Origin of the sequence: Streptomyces alkaliphilus (assembly GCF_014141535.1) — a bacterium.
Lineage (GTDB): Bacteria > Actinomycetota > Actinomycetes > Streptomycetales > Streptomycetaceae > Streptomyces > Streptomyces alkaliphilus.
Map to the genome: position 1 here is coordinate 1 of NZ_VKHT01001367.1, position 1,046 is coordinate 1,046.

Annotated in this window: 1 protein-coding gene; it reads left to right on the forward strand. The window is 75.3% G+C overall.

Annotated elements, in window-relative coordinates:
- Positions 1 to 661: hypothetical protein (locus FNQ90_RS24520; protein WP_407699441.1), on the forward strand; the 661-nt coding region annotated here is incomplete at its 5' end.
- Positions 662 to 1,046: the final 385 nt, after the last annotated feature.

Genomic DNA, 1,046 nt, shown 5'->3' on the forward strand with positions numbered 1-1,046 from the left:
CCCCCACATCCATGAAGGGAAGTGCGCGATGGCAGTCCAGGAGCGCACCGGGCGGAGCACCGGCTCCCCTCGCCCGGAGTCCCCGGTCCCGGCGGCCCCCCGCCGAGAGGCCTCCGCCGCCGGTACCGAGGCGGGCTTCGGCGCCTCGCAGGCCGGACGTCTGCTCGCCGTCCTGCGGGTGGCGACCGGCCTGATCTTCCTGTGGGCCTTCCTCGACAAGATGTTCGCGCTCGGCTGGGCCACTCCCTCCGGGCGGGGGTGGATCGAGGGCGGGTCCCCGACCGCCGGTTTCCTCGGCTCGGTCTCGGTGGGCCCCTTCGAATCACTCTTCAACTCATGGGCCGGTGCCGCCTGGACCGACTGGCTCTTCATGCTGGGACTGCTCGCTCTCGGTCTCACCCTGGTCCTCGGGGTGGCGCTGTGGCCGGTCGCGATCGCCGGCGCGGTGATGCTGGCCTTCATGTGGGCGGCGGTCTGGCCCCCCGGACGGTTCCTGAGCGACGGCTCGCCCAGCGGCTCCACCAATCCACTGGTCGACTACCACGTGGTCTACGCGGCGGTGATGTTCGTCCTGGCCTCCACCCGGGCCGGAGACACCTGGGGCCTGGGCCGGCTCTGGGCCCGGATCGCCCCGGTCGAGCGGTTCCCCTGGCTCCGCTGATCCCCGGACCCGCGCGCCGCACCACCGTCCGCCCTCCCGTCCCCGACGGCCGGCACCGCCGGGCGCCGGAGACGGGAGGGGCCCCGCCGGGCGGCGGTGCCGGAACGCCGATGACCGGTCGCCCGCCGGCACCGGGAACCACCCCGACCGGGCCCCTCGGCGCCGAACCAGGGCCCATCGGACCGCCCCTGATACCCCGTCGGCCCCTGCCGGGGCCGGCGGAACCGAGGGACTGTGGAGTCACCGGCAGACGCCGGCCCCCCACATCCATGAAGGGAAGTGCGCGATGGCAGTCCAGGAGCGCACCGGGCGGAGCACCGGCTCCCCTCGCCCGGAGTCCCCGGTCCCGGCGGCCCCCCGCCGAGAGGCCTCCGCCGCCGGTACC